Here is an 18562-nt window from a genome sequence, read left to right on the forward strand (position 1 = left end):
ATCCGATGCAGTGCCGGTCCAGGCCCGCGCAACAGGGCCACCGGGGCGCGGCAAGGCGCGCTGGAGCGGCGCGGGAGCGGCGGTTGCCCGCCGCTGGAGCAGCGCCGAGCAGGGTCTCGGAGTGTGAGCCGACACATTGCCATTACTGGCCTGAGCGTCCTCGCGCCCGGTTCGACGGACACCGAGGGCTTCTGGAAGATGATCACTGCGGGACGCAGCGCCATCCGCAGGACCACAGCCTTCGATCCGACCGCGTTCCGCTCGCAGGCGGCGGGAGAGATCGACCTCGACCCCCTGGCATGCGGGTTCGGCCACCGGGAGATCCGGCGGCTGGACCGGGCCGGGCTGCTGGCGGTGACCTGCGCCAGGCGGGCGGCCGCGGAAGCCGGGATCGCCGCGGGGACCGAGCTGGATCCCACGCGTCTGGGGGTGAGTGTGGGGAACGCGGTGGGATCCGCCACGAGCATCGAGAACGAGTACGTCGTCCTCTCCGACGAGGGGCGCGAGTGGCTGGTCGACCAGAGCTACCAGTCCCCGCACCTCTTCGACTACTTCGTGCCGGGCTCCCTCGCCCGCGAGACGGCCTGGGCGGTCGGCGCGGAGGGCCCGGTCTCCGTCGTCTCGGCCGGCTGCACCTCCGGCATCGACGCCCTCGGTCACGCCTGCCAGTTGATCCAGGAAGGCAGGGCCGAGGTGATGGTCGCCGGCGCCACCGACGCACCCGTCACCCCGATCGCCGTGGCCTGCTTCGACGCGATCAAGGCCACGACCCGCCGCAACGACGACCCCGAGCACGCCACCCGGCCCTTCGACCGGACCCGGGACGGATTCGCCATCGCCGAGGGCGCGGCCATGCTGGTCCTGGAGGACAGCGAGCACGCGCGGCGGCGGGGCGCCGAGATCTACGGGACGATCACCGGGTACGCCGCGCAGTCGAACGCGTACCACATGACCGGGCTGGCGCGGGACGGCGACGAGATGACGCGCGCCATCGGACTGGCGCTGGACGAGGCCCGCGTCGATCCCACGTCCGTCGACTACGTCAACGCGCACGGCTCGGGAACCAAGCAGAACGACCTGCACGAGACCGAGGCGTTCAAGAAGGCGCTGGGCGACCACGCCTACGACATCCCCGTCAGCTCCATCAAGTCGATGATCGGGCACTCCCTGGGTGCGATCGGCGCGATCGAGGTGGCCACCTGTGCGCTGGCCATCCGCGACAGCGTGGTGCCGCCCACCGCGAATCTGCACGAGCCGGACCCCGAGTGCGATCTGGACTATGTGCCGCTGGAGGCGCGCGAACGCGCTCTCGAGACCGTGCTCACGGTCGGCAGCGGCTTCGGCGGGTTCCAGAGCGCCATGGTGCTGGAGAAGTGGCGAGGAGGCCGCGGATGAGCAGGAGTGCGCGCACCGACGTGCTGATCACCGGGCTGGGTGTGACCGCCCCCACCGGGCTGGGGCCCAAGGAGTACTGGAACACCACGCTGGCGGGCGGCCAGGGCATCGCGCCGCTGCAGGAGTTCGACCCGGAGCCGTACACGGCGCGGCTGGCCGGGCAGATCACCGGCTTCGACGCCGCGGCGCACCTGCCCGGGCGGCTGCTGCCGCAGACCGACCGGGTCACCCGGCTCGCGCTGGTCGCCGCCGAGCAGGCGCTGGAGGACGCGCAGGCGGACATCGGCGAGCTAGGCACCTACGAGTGCGGCGTGGTCACCTCGAACGCGACCGGCGGCTTCGAGTTCTCGCACCGCGAGATGCGGAAGCTGTGGTCCAAGGGGCCCCAGCACGTCAGCGTCTACCAGTGCTTCGCCTGGTTCTACGCCGTGAACACCGGGCAGATCTCCATCCGGCACAAGATGCGCGGCCCCGGAGGGGTGGTCGTGGCCGAACAGGCAGGCGGCCTCGACGCGATCGGGCTGGCCCGCCGCACCATCAACCGCGGCCGCGGGCGGCTCATGCTCACCGGAGGGGTCGAGTCCTCCTTCGACCCCTGGGGGTGGGTCTCGCATCTGGCCTCCGGCGCGGTCAGCACGGCCACCGATCCGGCCACCGCCTACCTGCCGTTCGACCGGCGGGCGGGGGGCTATGTGCCGGGCGAGGGCGGCGCCGTACTCGTCATGGAGGAGGCCGATTCGGCGCGCGCACGGTCGGGCCGGGCCCCGTACGGAAGGATCACCGGCTACGCCTCGACCTTCGACCCGGCCCCCGGGGTGCCCCGGCCGCCCGGTCTGCAGCGGGCGATCGAACTCGCGCTCGCCGACGCGGGCCTGCCGCCGGACGACGTCGACCTGGTGGTCGCCGACGCGGCCGGAGTACCCGGACTCGACGCCCAGGAGGCCGCGGCCCTGCGTGCCGTCTTCGGCCCCTTCGGCGTCCCGGTCTGCGCCCCCAAGACCATGGTGGGCCGCCTGATGGCCGGCGGCGGACCGCTCGACGTGGTGTGCGCCCTGCTCGCGCTGCGCGACGGCGTCATCCCCCCGGCGGTCAACATCGGCGAACTCGCCGAGGACCACCGGATCGACCTCGTCCGCGACGAACCGCGCTTCGGCCCGCTGTCCACCGCACTCGTCCTCGCACGCGGTGCGGGCGGCTTCAACTCGGCGGTCGTCGTCGAGCGCCCGCCGTCCTGATGTCCGCTCCGCCTCCCGGAGCCTGCGCCGATACGCCCCGAAGCCCGCTGAAGTGATGTCCCCCGTAAGCCGATCCGCCACCGAGAAGGGACCCGCACACATGCTCAGCCTCGACCAGCTCCTGGAGATCCTCACCGAGTGCTCCGGCGACCAGCAGGCCGCCGCACACGGCGAGGAGGTCCTCGACCGCGAGTTCGACATGCTCGGCTACGACTCCCTGGTGCTGCTGGAGACCTCAGCGCAGCTCAAGCACCGCTACGACATCGACATCCCCGAGGACGTCATCCGGGACCTGCGCACGCCGCGCGCCGTCCTGGACTATGCCAACGTGCCCGCCGAACGGGACTGAGACGCGCCGGTACCCGGTACCCCTCCGCCCACCACCGCGCCGCAGGAGCCAGCCGATGGACGCGCCGACACCGCACCCGACCACCCCGCGCCCGCGAGTCGTCTTCGCCTTCCCGGGCCAGGGCGCCCAGCATCCCCGGATGGCCGCCGGACTCTACGGCGTCTCACCGTCCTTCACCGCCACCATGGACCACGCCTTCGACGCTCTGGGGCCCGCCGGGCGGACCCTGCGCGCGGGCTGGCTGGCGACCGAGGCGCCCGCCGGGTTCGACGACATCTCCTACGCCCAGCCGCTGCTGTACGCGGTCGACTGCGCGCTGGGGGCCATGCTCGTGGAGGCGGGTCTGCGCCCGGACACGGTGCTGGGGCACAGTGTGGGAGAACTGGCGGCCGCCACCCTGGCGGGCGTCTTCACCTTCGACTGCGGGCTGCGCTACCTCTCCGAGTACATCGGTGTCTACCGGCACGCGCCGCCCGGCGGCATGCTGGCGGTGGCCGCCGGCCCCGAGGAGGTCGAGCCGCATCTGGTACCGGACGTGGTCATCGGAGCCGTCAACGGCCCCCGCCAGGTGCTGCTCTCCGCCCCGGAACCGGCCCTGAGCCAGGCGGAGACCGCGCTGCGCCGGGCCGGTGTCACCTGCTCCCGGGCACGCGCCCTGCAGCCGTTCCACCATCCGGTGATGCGCCGGGTCGCGGCCGCGCACGCCGACGCGCTCACCCGCCCGCCGCTGCGCCCGCCGCACACCACCGTGCTGTCGGCCTACACGGGCCACACGCTCGACGAGGCGACCGCCACCGACTGGCGGTTCTGGACCAGCCAGCCGGCCGAGCCCGTGCTCTTCGGCCCCACGCTCCAGCGCCTGCTCAGCAAGGGACGGCACCTGCTGGTGGAAGCCGGTCCCGGGCAGAGCCTGACCGCCCTGGCACGGCGCACCCCGGCGGTCGCCAACGGCGACGCGGAAGCCCTCGCCCTGCTGCCGGCCCGGGCCGGCGCCCCCGACGACGACGTGAAGGCGGTGCGGGCCGCGCTGGAGCAGCTGGCGGCCGGACCGGGCGCCCCCTCGGCGCTGTCGCCGGACTTCTGAACTCCCGGCCACCGCCCGGGACCACGCCCCGCAGCAGCAGCGCTGCAGAAAGGGACACGTATGCACTTCCCAGAGCTCGACCCGTCCGACGTGGCGGCGTTCCGTGCCGCATTCCGCGGTGAGTTGGTGTGGCCCAGAGACGCGGACTACGACGAGGCGCGGCGCATCTGGAACGGCACGATCGACCGCCGTCCCGCACTGATCGCCCGCTGCTCCGGCACCCAGGATGTGGTGGCGGCGGTGGGGTTCGCCCGCCGCAGCGGATTGGTCGTCGCGGTACGCGGCGGAGGCCACAGCATGGCCGGGCACTCCACGTGCGAGGGCGGGATCGTCATCGACCTCTCGCCGATGAACGGCGTCCGGGTGAGCAGGCGGCGGCAGCGCGCCCGGGCACAGGGCGGCTGCCTGCTGGGCGCGTTCGACACGGCGACCCAGGCGCACATGCTGGCCACACCGGCCGGCGTCGTCTCGCACACCGGCCTGGGCGGACTCGTGCTGGGCGGCGGCTTCGGCTGGCTGAGCCGCAAGTACGGGCTCTCGATCGACAACCTGGTCTCCGCGCAGGTCGTCACCGCGGACGGCAGCGTCCTGACGGCGAGCGAGGAGGAGAACCCGGATCTGTTCTGGGCGGTGCGGGGCGGCGGCGGCAACTTCGGGGTGGCCACTGAGTTCGAGTTCGACCTCCACCCGGTGGGCCCCGTCCGCTTCGCCAGCACCTACTACTCGCTGGACGAGGGGCCGCAGGTCATCCGGGCCTGGCGGGACCACATGGCGACGGCACCCGACGAGTTGACCTGGGCCCTGTATCTGCGTCTGGCACCGCCGCTGCCCGAACTGCCGGCCGAGATGCACGGCAAGCCGGTGATCTGCGCGATGAGCTGCTGGATCGGCGATCCGCACGAGGGCGAGCGGCAGCTGGAGGCGATTCTGCCCGTCGGCAAGCCGCACGGACTGACGAAGGCGACGCTGCCCTACCGGGCCCTGCAGGCGTACTCCTTCCCCGGCGCGGTCGTGCCCGACCGGGTCTACACCAAGAGCGGATACCTGGCCGAGCTGGACGACGAGGCCATCGACAGGGTGCTGGAGCACGCCGCCGACATCGCCTCCCCGTTCACCCAGCTCGAACTGCTGTACCTGGGAGGAGCCGTGGCCCGCGTCCCCGACGACGCGACCGCCTTCCCCAACCGCCGCACGCCCTTCGTGGTCAATCTCGCCTCCGCGTGGCGGGACCCGACCGAGGACGCCCGCCACACCGCCTGGGCCAGGGACGGCTACCGGAAGCTGGCCGACCGGCTCTCCGGCGGCTACGTCAACTTCCTCAACCCCGGGGAGGCCGACCGCACGCGGGACTCCTACGGCGAGAAGTACCAGCGGCTGCGGACCGTCAAGACCCGCTACGACCCGGCCAATCTCTTCCGCCTCAACCAGAACATCCCCCCGCACGCACCCTGACCGACGCGCCGAGTGCGCACTCCTCAGCACTGCCCCTGCCCCGGGTCCGGTTCCGCCGGACCCGGGGCAGGGGCGCACCCAGCCGCGTGCCGCCCGACGCCCCCGAACAGGAGCCGCCATGACCGCCGACCGCTGGAACCTCTCGGCGCTGGTCGACCGCAACCTGGAAGCCGGCCTCAGCGACAAGGCCGCCCTCCTCGGGCCGCAGGGTGCGGTCAGCTACGCCGAACTGCACCGGAGGATGTGCGCCATGGGGCGCGCCCTGCGCGCGCTCGGAGTGGAACGCGAGCAGCGGGTGCTGCTCGTACTGGACGACTCACCGGCCTTCTTCACGGCCTTCCTGGGTGCCGCACGGATCGGCGCCGTGCCCGTCCCGGTGCCGCTCACCTCCCGTATCGGACCCGAGCAGATCCGCTTCTACGCCGGGGACAGCTACGCACGGGCGGCCGTCGTGGAGGCGGAGCGGTACGAGGAACTGGCCCCGGCGCTGCGGGAGACAGGCGTGACGGTGATCAGCGGCGGACCGTCCGGGCCGACGGACCGGCTCTGCCTGCCGGACCTGGTCGAGGCCCACGACGGCGCGCTGGATCCGGCGACGACGCACTCCGAGGACCCGGCGCTGTGGCTCTACAGTTCGGGCTCCACGGGCAACCCGAAGGGGGTGGTCCACCTCCAGCGGGACATCGCACCCGTCTGCCGGCAGTACGCGGGCGAGGTCCTCGGCCTGACCCGGGACGATGTGCACCTGTCCACCACGAAGCTCTTCCACGCCTACGGCCTGGGCAACAGCCTGCTGTTCCCGCTGTGGTCCGGGGCCACCAGCGTGCTGCTGCCCGGCTTCCCCGCACCGCACCTGGTGCTGGAGTCGATCGAGCGGCTCCGCCCCACGGTGCTGTTCTCCGTACCGGCCCTGTACAACGCCATGCCGCGTTCGCCCGAAGCCGGCCGCCGGGATCTGGGCTCGCTGCGGCTGTGCGTCTCGGCGGCCGAGACGCTGCCGGTCCACGTCTGGCAGCGGTGGCGGGACCTGTCCGGACTCGACGTGCTGGACGGGGTCGGCTCCACCGAGATGCTGCACGTCTACTGCAGCAACTCCCCGCGGGCGCTGCGCCCCGGATCGTCCGGCAAGGCCGTGCCCGGCTACCGCATCCGGCTCGTCCGCCCCGAGGGCGGCGAGGTCGAGGGACCGGGCAGCGGGGAGATGTACGTGCAGGGCGGCAGCATGATGGACCGGTACTGGCATCGGGCCGACCGGACCCGCTCGGTGCTGCACGGCACCTGGTACCGCACCGGTGACCGCTACCGCCGCGACGAGGACGGGTACTACTGGTTCGAGGGCCGCGCCGACGACATGCTGAAGGTGTCCGGACTGTGGGTCGCGCCCACCGAGATCGAGGCCGTCCTCCAGCAGCATCCCCAGGTCGCCGAGGCGGGCGTGGTCGGTGTGGACACCGACCGGCTGACCCGGATCAAGGCGTTCGTGGTGCTGCACCACGCTGAGCAGGGCTCCGAGGATCTGGCACGGCGACTGCGGCAGTGGTGCAAGCGCCGGCTGCCCAGCCACCAGTTCCCGCACCTGGTGGAGTTCGTCGCGGCCCTCCCCCGCACGGCGACCGGCAAGATCCAGCGCTTCGCCCTCCGGGCCCGGGAGGACGCCGCCGCGGCGGACGGCGCCGCCGGACACACGGAAGCCGCCCGCGCCGGATGACAGGCGCGGACGGCCGCCGGGCCGGGGTGGCGGCGGCTCAGCCGGACGCCGCGGCGGCCCGCGGACTCAGGTGCAGGCCCGCGAGGCGCAGCCGCCCGGCCCCGCCGGTGACGATGAGCGTGAAGCGGAAGGCTCCGCTGGCGTCGGCGTCCCCGTTGACGCTCTCCTGAGTCTGCGCGGCCACCACAACGGCCGTCGTGCCCAGGATCCGGATGCGCAGGTCACTCACCTCGAAGGAGGAATTGCGCACGGTTTTCGAACGGTAGCGCTCCAGCCACTGCTCGCGGCTGCGGATGAACCCGCGGGGTCCGACGCCCACGAAATTGTCCGCGAGCAGTCCGTCCAGTGCGGTGTGGTCGCCGCGTTCCTCGGCCGTGCTCCAGTCCCGGACGAAGTCCGCGACCGCCTGCTCGGACAGTGCCGTATCCATGGCTCTCCTCCCGGCCCGGGGCTCAGCGCACCGGCGCGGCGCCGGCGGCGAACTCGTCGCCGGTCAGCTCCGCGGCCAGTTGCTCGACGTAGTCGGTCAGGGTGACGTCCCGGTCGAGGAACGGGACGATCGCGCGGGTGCGCTCGTAGAGCGGCCGGGTCCAGGACGACAGCTTGTCCGCGCCCCGGATGTCGACCGCCTGGCAGGCGCAGAGCAGTTCGAAGGCCACGACGTAGGCGGTGTTGGCCACCACTTCGCGGGCCCGGCGTGCGGCGACGAACCCGAAGGAGACGATGTCCTGGAAGTCCGCGGTGGTCGTGAGGGACTGCACGGACATCGGCACGGTCAGGGTGCGGGTCTCGGCGGTGATCGAGGCCGTCATGAACTGGCCGCCCATCAGCCCCAGCCGCAGGCCCGGGTCCTCCCGGCACAGGAAGGCGGGCAGCCCGTTGCTGTTGCTCTTGTCCAGGAAGCGGTCGACGCGCCGGTTGGCGAGGTTGGTCACGGTGGCCAGCGCCAGCGTCAGGTGGTCCATCGCCATCGCCACGTACTGGCCGTGGAAGTGTCCGTTGTGGAACACCTCCGACTCCTCGGGCAGCACGATCGGGTTGTCGTTGGAGGAGTTCAGCTCATCCTGCAGGGTCGCGCCGATCCGCTCCAGCACGTCCACCACGGGGCCGAGGATCTGGGGCGTGCACCGGATGGAGTAGGCGTCCTCGATCGCCAGCGAGCCCGCCTTGGCCTCCGCGCCCATCTCCCCGACCAGGGTCTGCTCGGTCTCCAGTTCGTTGACCGCCAGTCGCGAGTCGGCGAGCCCCTCCCACAGTCGCGCGGCCACCGCGTGCTGGCCCCGGTGCGGTTTGACGCTGTGCACGCGCGGGTCGAAGGGCTTGGTCATCCCCGCCAGGCCCTCCGCGGAGAGCGCCGAGACCTGCTGATACGTCTCGACCAGCCGGTCGGCGGCCCGCAGCACCATGGTGCCCAGGCCGACCATGCCGGAGGTGCCGTTGATCAGCGCGAGGCCGTCCTTGTAGCCCAGCTCCATGGGTTCCAGACCCGCCTGGTCGAGGGCCTCCTGTCCGGAGAGCGTCCGGCCCCGGTGGCGGGCCTTCCACTGGCCGGCGCAGACCAGGGCGATCGCCGCCAGCGGGCCCAGGTCGCCGCTGGTGCCCAGCGAGCCCTTCTCCGGGACGCACGGCACGATCCCGGCGTTGAAGACGGCGACCAGCTTCTCCAGGTTCGCCGGTGTGATCGCGGAGTTGCCCCGCGCCAGGGAGACGATGCGGGAGAGCATGATGGACCGCACGGCGGTGTCGTCCAGGTAGGCGCCCACGTTGGTGGCCACGGCGTTGATCAGGTTCTCCTGGAGCTGCCGCGCCCGGGAGACCGGGACCAGATGGTCGACGAAGCCCCCCATGCTGGTGTTGACGCCGTAGATGACGCGCTCGTCCTGGACGAACTTCTCCAGGACTGCCCGCGAGGCACCGACCCGGTCGCGGACGGGCGCGGACAGCCGAACGGGGGTCCGCTGCCGCGCCACGTCCTCGAGCTGGTCGAGCGTGACGTTCGTGTCGAGCTCTATGACGAAGGTCATGAAGTTCCCTTAGCGGCCGGAAGATCGGTGGACCCTGCGCACGAGCTGCCGGCCCGTACGACGGGACACGTGCCGCGGCACGCGGGCGGCCTCCTGGACGCGGCCAGGCGGGTCCGCACGCGGTGCGCCGCACCTCCTTCACTCAAGCGCCCCGCACTCCACGCCGAAGCAAGGCGGTCTTGAGCCCCGTCCAAGGCCGGCGCCTCGGCGCGCCGACGCGCGCCGCCGGGCGCGCCGCGGGTGCTCCGGACACGCGGGCGGGGCTGCGGCCGCCGCCCGCTACGGAGCGACGGCCGCGCCGGTGTCCGCGTCGGTCACCGTGATGGCCTCCACCGGGCAGCACTCCGCGGCGTCCCGTACCGCCTCCTCGGCGTCGACGACCTCGGCCACCGGCTCGGCACGGCCGTCGGCCGTCATCCGGAAGCGGGCGCAGGCACCCGCACAGGCGGCCGAACCGATGCACTGCTCCGCGTCGACCGCCAGCCGCCAGCGCGGGGCCGCGGGCTCCCCCGTCACCAGCGCACCGGCAGCATCCTGGGGCCGCGGACCTGCATCCCCGTCTTCCACTCGATCTCCGCCTCGCCGACCGCCCGCCGCAGCCCCGGCAGACGGTCCAGCAGTGCGCCCAGGGCGACCTGGAGCTCCATCCTGGCCAACTGGGCACCCAGGCAGTGGTGTACGCCGTGTCCGAAGGCCAGGTGCGGGTTGGGGGACCGCTCCCAGTCCAGCGTGCCCGGGTCGCGGAACACCCCGGGGTCCCAGTTGGCCGCCACGGTGGGCGCGAACACCGTCTCGCCGGGCCGCACCCGCCGCCCGCACAGCTCCACCTCCTCGGTGGCCACCCGCGCCCGGAAGCTGCCCGACCCCAGCGGGATGAACCTCAGCAGCTCCTCCACCGCGGACATCGGCATCCGGGCGTCCGCATCCGGGCGCACCGTGCCGTCCGGCTGCTGGAGAAGCAGATAGGTGCAGTTGGCGATCTGGCTCGCCGTGGTCTCGTGACCGGCGATGAGCAGATCGCGGGTGAGGAGCACCAGTTCCCCCTCCTCGAGCCGCCCCTCCTGGCTGTCGCAGATGTCCACGAGCGCGCCCAGCAGGTCGTCGGTCGGCTTCTGCCGCCGCTGCCGTACCAGCGTCGCGAAGTAGTCGGCCAGCGCCTCGGTGGACGCCGCCATCTCGGCAGGGGTGCACGCGGTGGTGGACAGCAGCGCGTCGGACCAGCTCCGCAGCTTCTCGCGGTCCTCCCGCGGCACACCGAGCAGATCGCAGATCACGGTGACGGACAGCGGCAGCGCGAAGGAGGTGACCAGGTCCGCGGGCGGGCCGGCGGCCTCCATCGCGTCCAGCAGCTCGTGGGCGATCCGTTCCGTGCGGGGCCGCAGCTCCTCCACCCGGCGCTTGGTGAACACTCCGGCGACGGTCTTGCGCAGCCGGGTGTGGTCCGGCGGGTCCAGCGACATCAGGACGCCTTCGCCGGCCGGGTCGGGCTGGATCCGCGGAGCCCGCTCGTGCAGCGTCCCGGCTCTGCCGAAGCGGGGGTCGCCCAGCACCGTCCTGATGTCCTCGTAGCGCGTCACCAGCCAGGCTTCGCCGCCGTACGGGAGGCGCACGCGGCTGAGGGGTTCGGTTTCGCGCAGCGTCGCGAAGAGCGGCTCCATGGACAGGCGTGCGGGAGTCCCGAAGGGAAAGTCCCGTACCTGCCGACTGTGGGTGGTCACTGACTCCTCCTGTGCGTCGAGGGGGACGTGCTCGGCGTCCACCCGGCCGGCCCGCGGCCGGCGCGGAGCCCGGCGGGAGGCCGTGGTCCCGGCCCGGCATGTGGTCGGGACCCGCCGGCGGACGGTGATCGGCGGCTCAGGGGCGGGCGGGGGCGGCGCTGAACAGTCGGGCCAGGTGGTAGCGCAGCACGTCGCGGGCCTGTTCCGGGGTGCGCTGTCCGACCAGGACGCTGGTTCCGACGCCGTGGCTGAGGCTCAGCAGCCGGGCGGCCTCCGCGTCGGGGTCGAGATCGCTCGCGATCTCTCCCGTGGACTGCGCCGTGGTGAGGATCCCGGCGAGCTGGCGCTCCAGCCGGTCGGGACCTGCGACGAAGGGCTGCGCGGCCAGCTCGGGGTCGGTCATGGCCAGCACGGCGTAGGACATCCAGACGAGGCGGAAGGTGTGGCGTGCCTCGTCGGCCGGCAGCGCCTCGTCGACGAATGCCTCCAGACAGGCCCGTGCCGAGTCGGGATCGTCCAGGGCCGCGAGCCGCTCGGCCCACCGCTCGTGGCTCAGCCGCTCCAGCCGCAGCAGCGCGGCGTGCAGCAACTCGGCCTTGGTGTCGAAGTAGTACTGCACCAGGTTCAGGGACATTCCCGCTTCAGCGGCGACCGCGCGCAGCGTCACGGCGTGCAGCCCGTCGCGCGCGGCCACCCGGACCAGGGCGTCGGCGATGTGCGCCCGGCGCTGGGTGTGGTCGACGCGTTTCGGCACGGTGACCCCTTTCCGATCGGCGCGTTTTCATAGTACCGCTGTACTATAAAGTCCGGGCGACGATGGGGAAAAGACATGGGACAACGCGAAGGCCGGGCCGCCGGCGGCCCGGTGGAGGACGCGGAGCGGACCGGAGTCCTGACGAGCCGCCAGACGGCGCTGCTGTGGCTGGCCTGCGCGGCGCAGTTCATGGTGGTTTTGGACGTATCGGTGGTCAACGTCGCACTGCCGTCCATCCGGGCCGCCCTCGGCTTCGACGCCGCGGGACTGCAGTGGGTCGTGGGGAGCTACGCGCTGGTCTTCGCCGGCTTCCTGCTCCTGGGCGGCCGCCTCGCCGACCTCTTCGGCCGTCGGCGGGTGTTCCTGTGGGGGCTCGTCCTGTTCTCCGCCGCCAGCCTGGTGGGCGGCCTCGCCGTGGCGCCGGGCCTGCTCATCGCGATGCGGGCCGTCCAGGGGCTGGGCGCCGCGGTGCTGGCCCCGGCCACGCTGACGGTGCTGACCACCACGTTCGCCGAAGGCGCACGCCGCACCAAGGCGTTGGCGATCTGGACGGCCGTCAGCTCAGCCGGTGGCGCGGCGGGCAACCTGATCGGCGGCGTGCTGACCGACACGCTGTCCTGGCGCTGGATCCTGCTCATCAACGTGCCCATCGGGGCCGCGGCCGTGCTGGTGGCCGTGCGCCTGCTGCCCGCCGACACCCAACGCAGCGACTCCGGACGGCTCGACATCCCGGGCGCGGTGCTGGCCACCCTGGGGGTCACCGCTCTCGTCTACGGCGTCAACCAGGCGGGGAAGCACAGTTGGGGAGACCCGACCACGCTGGTGGGACTGGTGCTGGGGGCCGCGGCACTGACCGCCTTCGTGTACGCGGAGGCCCGGTTCGCGGCGGCGCCGCTGATGCCGCCGCGACTGGTGCGGCTGCGGCCGATCTGGGCGGGCAACGTCACCATGCTGCTGGCCGGGGCCTGCTTCATCCCCATGTGGTACTTCCTCTCGCTCTACATGCAGGACGTCCTCGGCTACGGAGCCCTCGCCACCGGGGTCGGCTTCCTGCCGCACACCCTCGTCGGCATCGCGGCAGCCCGGCTGGCTCCCGTCGCCATGCGCCGTACCGGCGCCCGCGCGCTGATCGTGCTCAGCGCCCTGCTCGCCGCGGTCGGCTTCCTGTGGCAGAGCCGCATCGGCGAACACAGCGGCTACTGGGGCGGCCTGCTGGGACCCGCGATCGTGATGTCCGCCGGGATGGGCCTGCTGATCACCCCGATCACCACCACCGTCACTTCCGGGGTCGACGAGCAGGACGCGGGTGCGGCCTCCGGGCTGATGAACACCACCCGCCAGCTCGGCGGGGTCGTGGGACTCGCCGCCCTCGTCACCCTCGCCACCGCACACACCGGTGCGGACCTGGCGTATCGCTCGGTGTTCGCAGCGAGCGCGGCGGTGTGCGCGGCCGTGGCGCTGATGGCCTGCGCCCTGCCGGCGGCGCACGCGCCGGAGTCGGCACCGGTCGGACCGTCGGCCGCACCCGACGAGCCGGCGGACGAACCTGCCAGGTGAGGCGGGCGCCGGGCGTGCTCCGGGCCCCCGGCCGTTCCCCGCGCACTGCGGGGAACGGCCGGGCGAAGGCGTCAGTCGCCGGTGTTGGTCGCCCAGACCGGCCGCCGGGCGCTGTTGTAGATGACGACGTTGCCGTCGTCCTGGATGGCGAGGTAGGCGCCCTTGTGCCAGGTGCCGGCCGCCCAGACCGGCTTTCCGGCGCTGTCGTAGACGACGAAGTTGCCGTCCTCCTGGAAGACGGCGCAGTTGCCGCGGCTCCAGGTGTGCGGCGCCTGCCAGACGGCGCGTCCGTCCTTGTACAGGACGAAGTTGCCGTCCTGCTGCATCCGCAGAACGGCCCGGCCGTTCCCCGAGGTCCAGGCCTGGTTCTTGCAGATGGTCGCCCGCGGCCGGATGATGTGGTCGCTCATGACCCGCCCGACCGCGGCCCGTTCGGCCGCCCGGACCGGCGCGGCCGAGACTCCCGGACTCGACGGGGTGGCCGCGTGCGCGCTCCCCACGCCCACGAAGGCCAACGCCGCCACCACCGCGCACACCGCTCCGCGCATGTTCATCGCACACTGCTCCTTCACCGAATTGCGCCGGAATGCCGACGCAGGTGCAACTGGTGCGCAAATCATTGCTTTTGCGCGACAACGGCGTCGAGAGCCTGCCCCCGGGTGCCATCCCAATGAGCTACCGCGCCGTTCCGAAACCGGAAACCCCCAGCGCATCGCGGCACGCACCGGCCCGGCACCGCTCCCCTTCCGCACTGCCGCGGAGGACGACCCGCCCGCACGCGGCGTGCCGGATCGCGGATGCCGACTGTGCCCTCGCAGACCGCGCCGCACGGGCGCGCCGGCCGGGAAGGCGCATGCGCCACGCTCCGTGCGGGTCCCGGTGCACAGCGGAGCGAAGGCCGTGAGGTGTGACGCAGGGCGCACGGTGCGGGCCGGCTGTCATGGCATACTCCACCAAAAGTGCTCTTACCGCTCCGGCAGCCACCCGTGGCGGACCCGGAATCCGGCACATGGTGGAAGTCCGGTCCGGAGGGCCCGGCGCTCCGGCGCCCGGCCGGGCCGTGCCACAGGCGCCCCGGCGGGACCTCGGTCCGGAAGCCCGACGCCGACACCGACGACGCGGTCGGCCACCACCGCCATCCCCCACACGTAACCGCCGGGCACCCGCCCGGTGCGCACCGGTCGAGGTCCCGTCCCCGGGCCCGGGCGGTGCCCCGGCGCCACCGTCCCGGCGCCGTGTCCCAGACAGGGAGTACCACCCTCGATGAAGACCCGCCGTATCGTTCTCGTCACCGTCTCCGCGCTCGCTGCCGTCGTCGCCGCGGGCGGGGGTGCCAACGCGTTCGTCGAACACGAGGCGCAGCAGCGCGCCACCGAGGCCGTCCGGTCTGAGCTCGGCGACTCCGCCAGCGGCGTGCACGCCGAGCTCACGGACCCGCTGGCCGGGTTGAAGACCCTGACCGGCCGGGTGGGGACCGTGCACATCAGCGCGGACGAGGTCCGGCGCGAGGGCACGTCCTTCGCCGTGGACGCGGCCCTGCACGGCGTGTCCACCGACGGCAGTGCGCACTCGGGGTCGGCCACCGTCACGGTGGGTTATGACGAACTGGCCGAGCAGCTGCCCGAGCCGGTGCGGGACATGAAGCCCGGCACGGACGGCAGCCACCTCACGCTCTCGGGCCCCGTGGGCGGTCTCGGGATCCCGGTCACCGTGCTGAACACGGTCTCCGCCTCCCCGGACGGGGGCCTGACCATCACCCCGAAGAGCGTGCGCGTCATGGGTCAGCAGCTGCGGATCGACACCCTGACCTCGCTGCCCGGCATGGACGGGTTCGCCGACCAGCTCGGTCCGCGCACCGTCAGCCTGAAGGACGAGCTGCCCGAGGGCGTCCGGCTCACCGGCGCCGAGGCTGCCGAGAAGGGCCTCGCGCTCAGCTTCGACCTCTCCCCCGGCATGCTGCGGTCCTCCGGCGGCGCGAAGGCGTAGCCGAGCGGACACGTGACCGGGCCCGGGCGACGGAGCGCGCCGGAGCGGCCGGGTACGGCGGCCGAGACCGCGGGCCGTCGGCGCCCCGGCCGGGCGCGGATGTCAGGGGTCGACGAGTTCGACCTCCGCCGACACCGGGCAGGAACGCATCGCCTCCCGCACGATGCCGTTCCGTGCGCGCGGATCGACGTTCGGGAGCGCGACCGCGGCGCGGGTGGTGAAGGAGTAGCGCAGCGCACCCTCGTGGCTGAGGGCCACCTCGGCGCGCACCCGGCTGCCGCTCAGGTCGGCGCCCGTCTCGCTGCCGACCACACCCAGTGTCTGATGGAGGCACGACGCCACCGCGGCGGCGTAGAGCTGCTCCGGGCTCCATTCCGTCCCGTCGTGGGCCGCCTGCGGGCCGGGAGGGGCGGCCACCGGCAGTTCCCTTCCGCCCTCTTCCACGCCCACCCGGTCGCCGTCCGGCGAGGAAGAATCACCCTTCACCGAGTAGGCCGCGGTGGTGTGGAGCGTGTGGTGCGACATCGGGATCTCCTTCCGCGGCGGATCGGGCCTCCTCCGCGTCCGGCGGGCCGTTCCGGCGGCGGGCGGACGGCCCGCAGCCGGCGGCGGAGAGCGGGGTGCGGTCGTGCTGCTTCCCGCGGTCCTCCCGTGGCCGCCGGGCGAAAGTCACACGCCCGGTGTCCGGGCCGTGTGTCCGCCGCCTTCCGGGGTCACCAGGACGTGGCACGCGAAACCTCGGCGTGCCCGGCCCGGGCCCCCGCCACGCGGCGTCCGTACCGCCGGGCGGCGCCCCGGCACAGCGGCGGGCGCCGGGGCGCCGTCGGCGGCGGACGGAGGCCGTCCGCCGCCGACGGCCGGGGAGCGGCGTTCGGCTCAGCAGGAGCCGAGGTCCTCCCAGACGCCTCCTCCCCCGCCCGTGCCGGGCTCGTCGCCCTGCGTCCACCACTTGGCCTTCCAGGTGTGGCCGTCGTGCGCCACCACGTCACCGCCGTGGTAGACGGTGGAGGCCGCCCACGCGTCGCCGGAGCACTCGCCGGGCTCCCCGGGATCGCCCGGATCGCCGGAGCCGGGCTCCACCACGGTCGTACCGCGCCTCAGGTCCCCGGCGAGCCCGTACGTCGTGCCGTCGATGGTCACCGTCCAGTTGGACGGGGTCGAGACGGGCAGGTAGTAGACGAAGTCGAGCGAGATCGAGCCGCCGGGCGGCACGGACTGCCAGCCCGGCACCTTCAGTGAGACGCGCTGGAAGTCACCGTCGAGTCCGCCCTTGTTGGGCCCGCTGTGGCCGCTCCTGATCACCTTCGCGCCGAAGCCGGACTGGTCCTTCGCGTTGTCCGGGGCGGAGGTTCCGTAGTCGAACTGGAACTCGGTACCGCCCGGCAGCGTGGTCCCGGTGTTGTTGGTGATCTTCAGCTTCGGGCTGATGGGGTAGTTGGAGTCGCCCAGCGGGAAGTCCCCGAAGGAGACGTCGATGTCGACGGCGTCGGTGGGCAGGTCGGTGCCCGCCCGGCGTGCGCCGTACGGGGAGGCGGACTTGAAGGCGTCGTACATGACGGTCGTGAGCGTGTCGCCGCTCTCGTACTGGCCCTTGTCACCGTTCCAGCCGTAGTCGCCCGCCAGTTCCCAGACCATCGTGCCGCCCAGGCCGCGGTCCACCACGTAGTCGGCCTTCGCCGCGACCGACTGTTCGTCCTCGGTGGACAGGAAGACCTTCTTCTTCTCGTTCCACAGCCAGGGCGCCACGAGCGTCGAGTCGTAGTGCCGGGTGTAGGTGCCCTCCAGGGAGGTGTCGTTCGGGAAGCCGTAGTCGGTCATGTAGTCACCGACGACACCTTTCTCCAGGTTCTTGGCGTGCCACATCGGGTTCGACCCCGCGGGGGACTCCTCCCCGTTCGCGTCCTTGTCGTGCCACAGGTTGTCGATGCCGACGGCGCCGTCGCCGCACGTGCTGAGCCCGGACCCGGCGGGGCAGTCGGACGAGGGCGCGGTGCCCCAGAGTCCGGCGGTGCCGCCCTGCACGTTCTTGTGTCCGCGGGTGTAGTAGGGCAGTCCGATGTTGATGCGGCCGGCGGGCATCGATCCGCGGAAGTAGTGGTACGCCCAGTCGGTGTTCAGATAGCCGATGCCGCCGTACTGCGACGTGTCGTAGACCCCGGCGGCGGCCAGTTCGCCGTCCTTCCCGTCGTCGAAGAGCGAGGCGTTCGGACCGACGTACTTGTTCCAGGCGCCGTGCAGGTCGTAGGACATGATGTTGACGTAGTCCAGGTACTTCTGCATCTGGTACGTCTCCATGCCGCGCAGCAGCCATCCGGAGGCCGGTGCGGCGGCCGTGAGCAGGTAGTGCCGCCCGTCCTCGGCCCCGGCCCGGTCGAGCTTCTGGCGCAGCGCCTTCATCAGCGCGTCGTAGCCCTTCACCAGGCCCGCGCGCCGCGGGTTGGCCAGCGACCAGTCCAGCGGGTTGCCCGCGTCCTTCATGCTGGTGGCGTACTCGTAGTCGATGTCGACCCCGTTGAAGCCGTAGGTGCGCACGAAGTCCACCGCGGAGTCGGCGAACGTCTCGATGCCGGTGCGGTTCACGGACCCGTCGGAATTCGTGGCCATCGAGTAGAACCCGCCGGAGGCCACCCGCTCCCCGTCGTCGCCGAGGTAGCCGCCGCTCTCCGCCCAACCGCCGACGGAGATCATCGTCTTCACGTTCGGGTGCTGCTTCTTGAACTTGTTGAGCAGATTGAAGTGGCCCTTGTAGGCGTACGCGGGGTCCATTTCCGCGCCCTGGACACCGGGCCAGGTCATCCCGGTGGCCGGGTTGTCCGCGCTGTCGGCGCCGACCGAGATCCGGTCGTCGTCGCCGACGTGCGCGAAGGCGTAATTGAGGTGGGTGACCTTGTCCCAGGGGATGTCGTCGACGAGATACGCCGGGTTGCCGTCCTTGCCCGTGCGCCAGCTGCTGAAGTAGCCGATGACGCGGCGCTGATGGTCGCTGCCCATCTTCTCGCGCCCGTTGTCGTCGTAGACCGAGCAGTACGGGACGTCGACGCCCGGTGTGGAGTAGAGGCCGTCGGGACGGCAGGACTCGTCCGCGCCGGCCGGCGCGGACGCGGAGTCGGTACCGGAGGGGGGTGCGGCGTGCGGTGCGGCTGCCGCGGGGGCGGTGAGACCGCCGAGCAGCAGCGCCGCGGTCGCGGCCGCGACCGCGGAGAGCGCGGCTCTCCCGCGTCTGAGCGGGTTTCTCCCGCGTCTGGGGGACACCATCTGATTCCTCCTGGGGGGTCGGTGTCGCACCGGGCGGCGGCCCCG

Annotated in this window: 16 protein-coding genes; 8 read left to right on the plus strand and 8 right to left on the minus strand. The window is 72.6% G+C overall.

Going from position 1 to position 18562, the window contains the following annotated elements:
- Nucleotides 1-123: 123 nt before the first annotated feature.
- The 6 genes from ACFYNS_RS00990 to ACFYNS_RS01015 all read left to right on the plus strand — a co-directional run bounded on the left by ACFYNS_RS00990 (nt 124) and on the right by ACFYNS_RS01015 (nt 7223).
- Complete coding sequence (locus ACFYNS_RS00990; RefSeq protein ID WP_388599898.1) at nt 124-1395, plus strand: beta-ketoacyl-[acyl-carrier-protein] synthase family protein; 1272 nt, start codon at nt 124-126, stop codon at nt 1393-1395.
- Entirely contained in the window at nt 1392-2630 is a 1239-nt protein-coding gene (locus ACFYNS_RS00995; RefSeq protein WP_388599900.1) for a ketosynthase chain-length factor, read from the plus strand. The genes ACFYNS_RS00990 and ACFYNS_RS00995 overlap by 4 nt, the downstream gene beginning before the upstream one ends.
- Before the next feature lie 100 nt (nt 2631-2730).
- Nucleotides 2731-2979, plus strand: coding sequence for an acyl carrier protein (locus ACFYNS_RS01000; RefSeq protein WP_360301639.1), 249 nt, complete (start codon nt 2731-2733; stop codon nt 2977-2979).
- A gap of 55 nt (nt 2980-3034) precedes the next feature.
- Nucleotides 3035-4063, plus strand: a complete 1029-nt coding sequence (locus ACFYNS_RS01005) for an acyltransferase domain-containing protein (protein WP_360301641.1) — start codon at nt 3035-3037, stop codon at nt 4061-4063.
- A gap of 60 nt (nt 4064-4123) precedes the next feature.
- Nucleotides 4124-5515 (plus strand): FAD-binding oxidoreductase, encoded by a 1392-nt coding sequence (locus tag ACFYNS_RS01010; protein ID WP_360301644.1) that lies wholly within the window; start codon nt 4124-4126, stop codon nt 5513-5515.
- Between the two features lie 118 nt (nt 5516-5633).
- Entirely contained in the window at nt 5634-7223 is a 1590-nt protein-coding gene (locus tag ACFYNS_RS01015; RefSeq protein ID WP_360301647.1) for a benzoate-CoA ligase family protein, read from the plus strand.
- A 37-nt stretch (nt 7224-7260) separates the two neighbouring features.
- Here the strand turns inward: ACFYNS_RS01015 and ACFYNS_RS01020 are convergent, their stop codons facing one another.
- The 5 genes from ACFYNS_RS01020 to ACFYNS_RS01040 form a co-directional block, all read right to left on the minus strand.
- Entirely contained in the window at nt 7261-7653 is a 393-nt protein-coding gene (locus ACFYNS_RS01020) for a nuclear transport factor 2 family protein (RefSeq protein ID WP_388599903.1), read from the minus strand.
- A gap of 22 nt (nt 7654-7675) precedes the next feature.
- A complete protein-coding gene (locus tag ACFYNS_RS01025; protein WP_388599904.1) occupies nt 7676-9247 on the minus strand; it encodes a phenylalanine aminomutase (D-beta-phenylalanine forming) in 1572 nt (523 codons plus the stop codon).
- A 279-nt stretch (nt 9248-9526) separates the two neighbouring features.
- On the minus strand, nt 9527-9763 hold the full coding sequence (locus tag ACFYNS_RS01030) for a ferredoxin (protein ID WP_360303026.1): 237 nt from the start codon (nt 9761-9763) through the stop codon (nt 9527-9529).
- A complete protein-coding gene (locus ACFYNS_RS01035) occupies nt 9760-10965 on the minus strand; it encodes a cytochrome P450 (RefSeq protein WP_360303024.1) in 1206 nt (401 codons plus the stop codon). The genes ACFYNS_RS01030 and ACFYNS_RS01035 overlap by 4 nt, the downstream gene beginning before the upstream one ends.
- A 136-nt stretch (nt 10966-11101) precedes the next feature.
- The gene (locus ACFYNS_RS01040; RefSeq protein ID WP_360303022.1) at nt 11102-11719 is read right to left on the minus strand and encodes a TetR/AcrR family transcriptional regulator; all 618 of its coding nucleotides are present in this window, start codon (nt 11717-11719) and stop codon (nt 11102-11104) included.
- Between the two features lie 75 nt (nt 11720-11794).
- On the opposite strand from ACFYNS_RS01040, the gene ACFYNS_RS01045 reads away from it, so the two are divergent.
- Nucleotides 11795-13276: an MFS transporter gene (locus ACFYNS_RS01045; RefSeq protein WP_360303020.1), complete on the plus strand. Its 1482-nt coding sequence runs from the start codon at nt 11795-11797 to the stop codon at nt 13274-13276.
- 71 nt (nt 13277-13347) lie between these two features.
- Here ACFYNS_RS01045 and ACFYNS_RS01050 read toward each other — a convergent pair whose 3' ends face one another.
- On the minus strand, nt 13348-13830 hold the full coding sequence (locus ACFYNS_RS01050; protein ID WP_388599907.1) for a hypothetical protein: 483 nt from the start codon (nt 13828-13830) through the stop codon (nt 13348-13350).
- A gap of 709 nt (nt 13831-14539) precedes the next feature.
- On the opposite strand from ACFYNS_RS01050, the gene ACFYNS_RS01055 reads away from it, so the two are divergent.
- Nucleotides 14540-15262 (plus strand): hypothetical protein, encoded by a 723-nt coding sequence (locus ACFYNS_RS01055; RefSeq protein WP_388599909.1) that lies wholly within the window; start codon nt 14540-14542, stop codon nt 15260-15262.
- Between the two features lie 102 nt (nt 15263-15364).
- Here ACFYNS_RS01055 and ACFYNS_RS01060 read toward each other — a convergent pair whose 3' ends face one another.
- Nucleotides 15365-15787: an OsmC family protein gene (locus tag ACFYNS_RS01060; RefSeq protein WP_360298752.1), complete on the minus strand. Its 423-nt coding sequence runs from the start codon at nt 15785-15787 to the stop codon at nt 15365-15367.
- Between the two features lie 351 nt (nt 15788-16138).
- Complete coding sequence (locus ACFYNS_RS01065; RefSeq protein WP_388599911.1) at nt 16139-18517, minus strand: chitinase C-terminal domain-containing protein; 2379 nt, start codon at nt 18515-18517, stop codon at nt 16139-16141.
- Nucleotides 18518-18562: the final 45 nt, after the last annotated feature.

The organism is Streptomyces sp. NPDC006925, from assembly GCF_042869575.1.
Lineage (GTDB): Bacteria > Actinomycetota > Actinomycetes > Streptomycetales > Streptomycetaceae > Streptomyces.

Coding starts and splice junctions, on each gene's coding strand:
- ACFYNS_RS00995 (WP_388599900.1), top strand. CDS start 1,392: ATGAGCAGGAGTGCGCGCACCGACGTGCTGATCACCGGGCTGGGTGTG.
- ACFYNS_RS01000 (WP_360301639.1), top strand. CDS start 2,731: ATGCTCAGCCTCGACCAGCTCCTGGAGATCCTCACCGAGTGCTCCGGC.
- ACFYNS_RS01005 (WP_360301641.1), top strand. CDS start 3,035: ATGGACGCGCCGACACCGCACCCGACCACCCCGCGCCCGCGAGTCGTC.
- ACFYNS_RS01010 (WP_360301644.1), top strand. CDS start 4,124: ATGCACTTCCCAGAGCTCGACCCGTCCGACGTGGCGGCGTTCCGTGCC.
- ACFYNS_RS01015 (WP_360301647.1), top strand. CDS start 5,634: ATGACCGCCGACCGCTGGAACCTCTCGGCGCTGGTCGACCGCAACCTG.
- ACFYNS_RS01020 (WP_388599903.1), bottom strand. CDS start 7,653: ATGGATACGGCACTGTCCGAGCAGGCGGTCGCGGACTTCGTCCGGGAC.
- ACFYNS_RS01025 (WP_388599904.1), bottom strand. CDS start 9,247: ATGACCTTCGTCATAGAGCTCGACACGAACGTCACGCTCGACCAGCTC.
- ACFYNS_RS01045 (WP_360303020.1), top strand. CDS start 11,795: ATGGGACAACGCGAAGGCCGGGCCGCCGGCGGCCCGGTGGAGGACGCG.
- ACFYNS_RS01050 (WP_388599907.1), bottom strand. CDS start 13,830: ATGAACATGCGCGGAGCGGTGTGCGCGGTGGTGGCGGCGTTGGCCTTC.
- ACFYNS_RS01055 (WP_388599909.1), top strand. CDS start 14,540: ATGAAGACCCGCCGTATCGTTCTCGTCACCGTCTCCGCGCTCGCTGCC.
- ACFYNS_RS01060 (WP_360298752.1), bottom strand. CDS start 15,787: ATGTCGCACCACACGCTCCACACCACCGCGGCCTACTCGGTGAAGGGT.
- ACFYNS_RS01065 (WP_388599911.1), bottom strand. CDS start 18,517: ATGGTGTCCCCCAGACGCGGGAGAAACCCGCTCAGACGCGGGAGAGCC.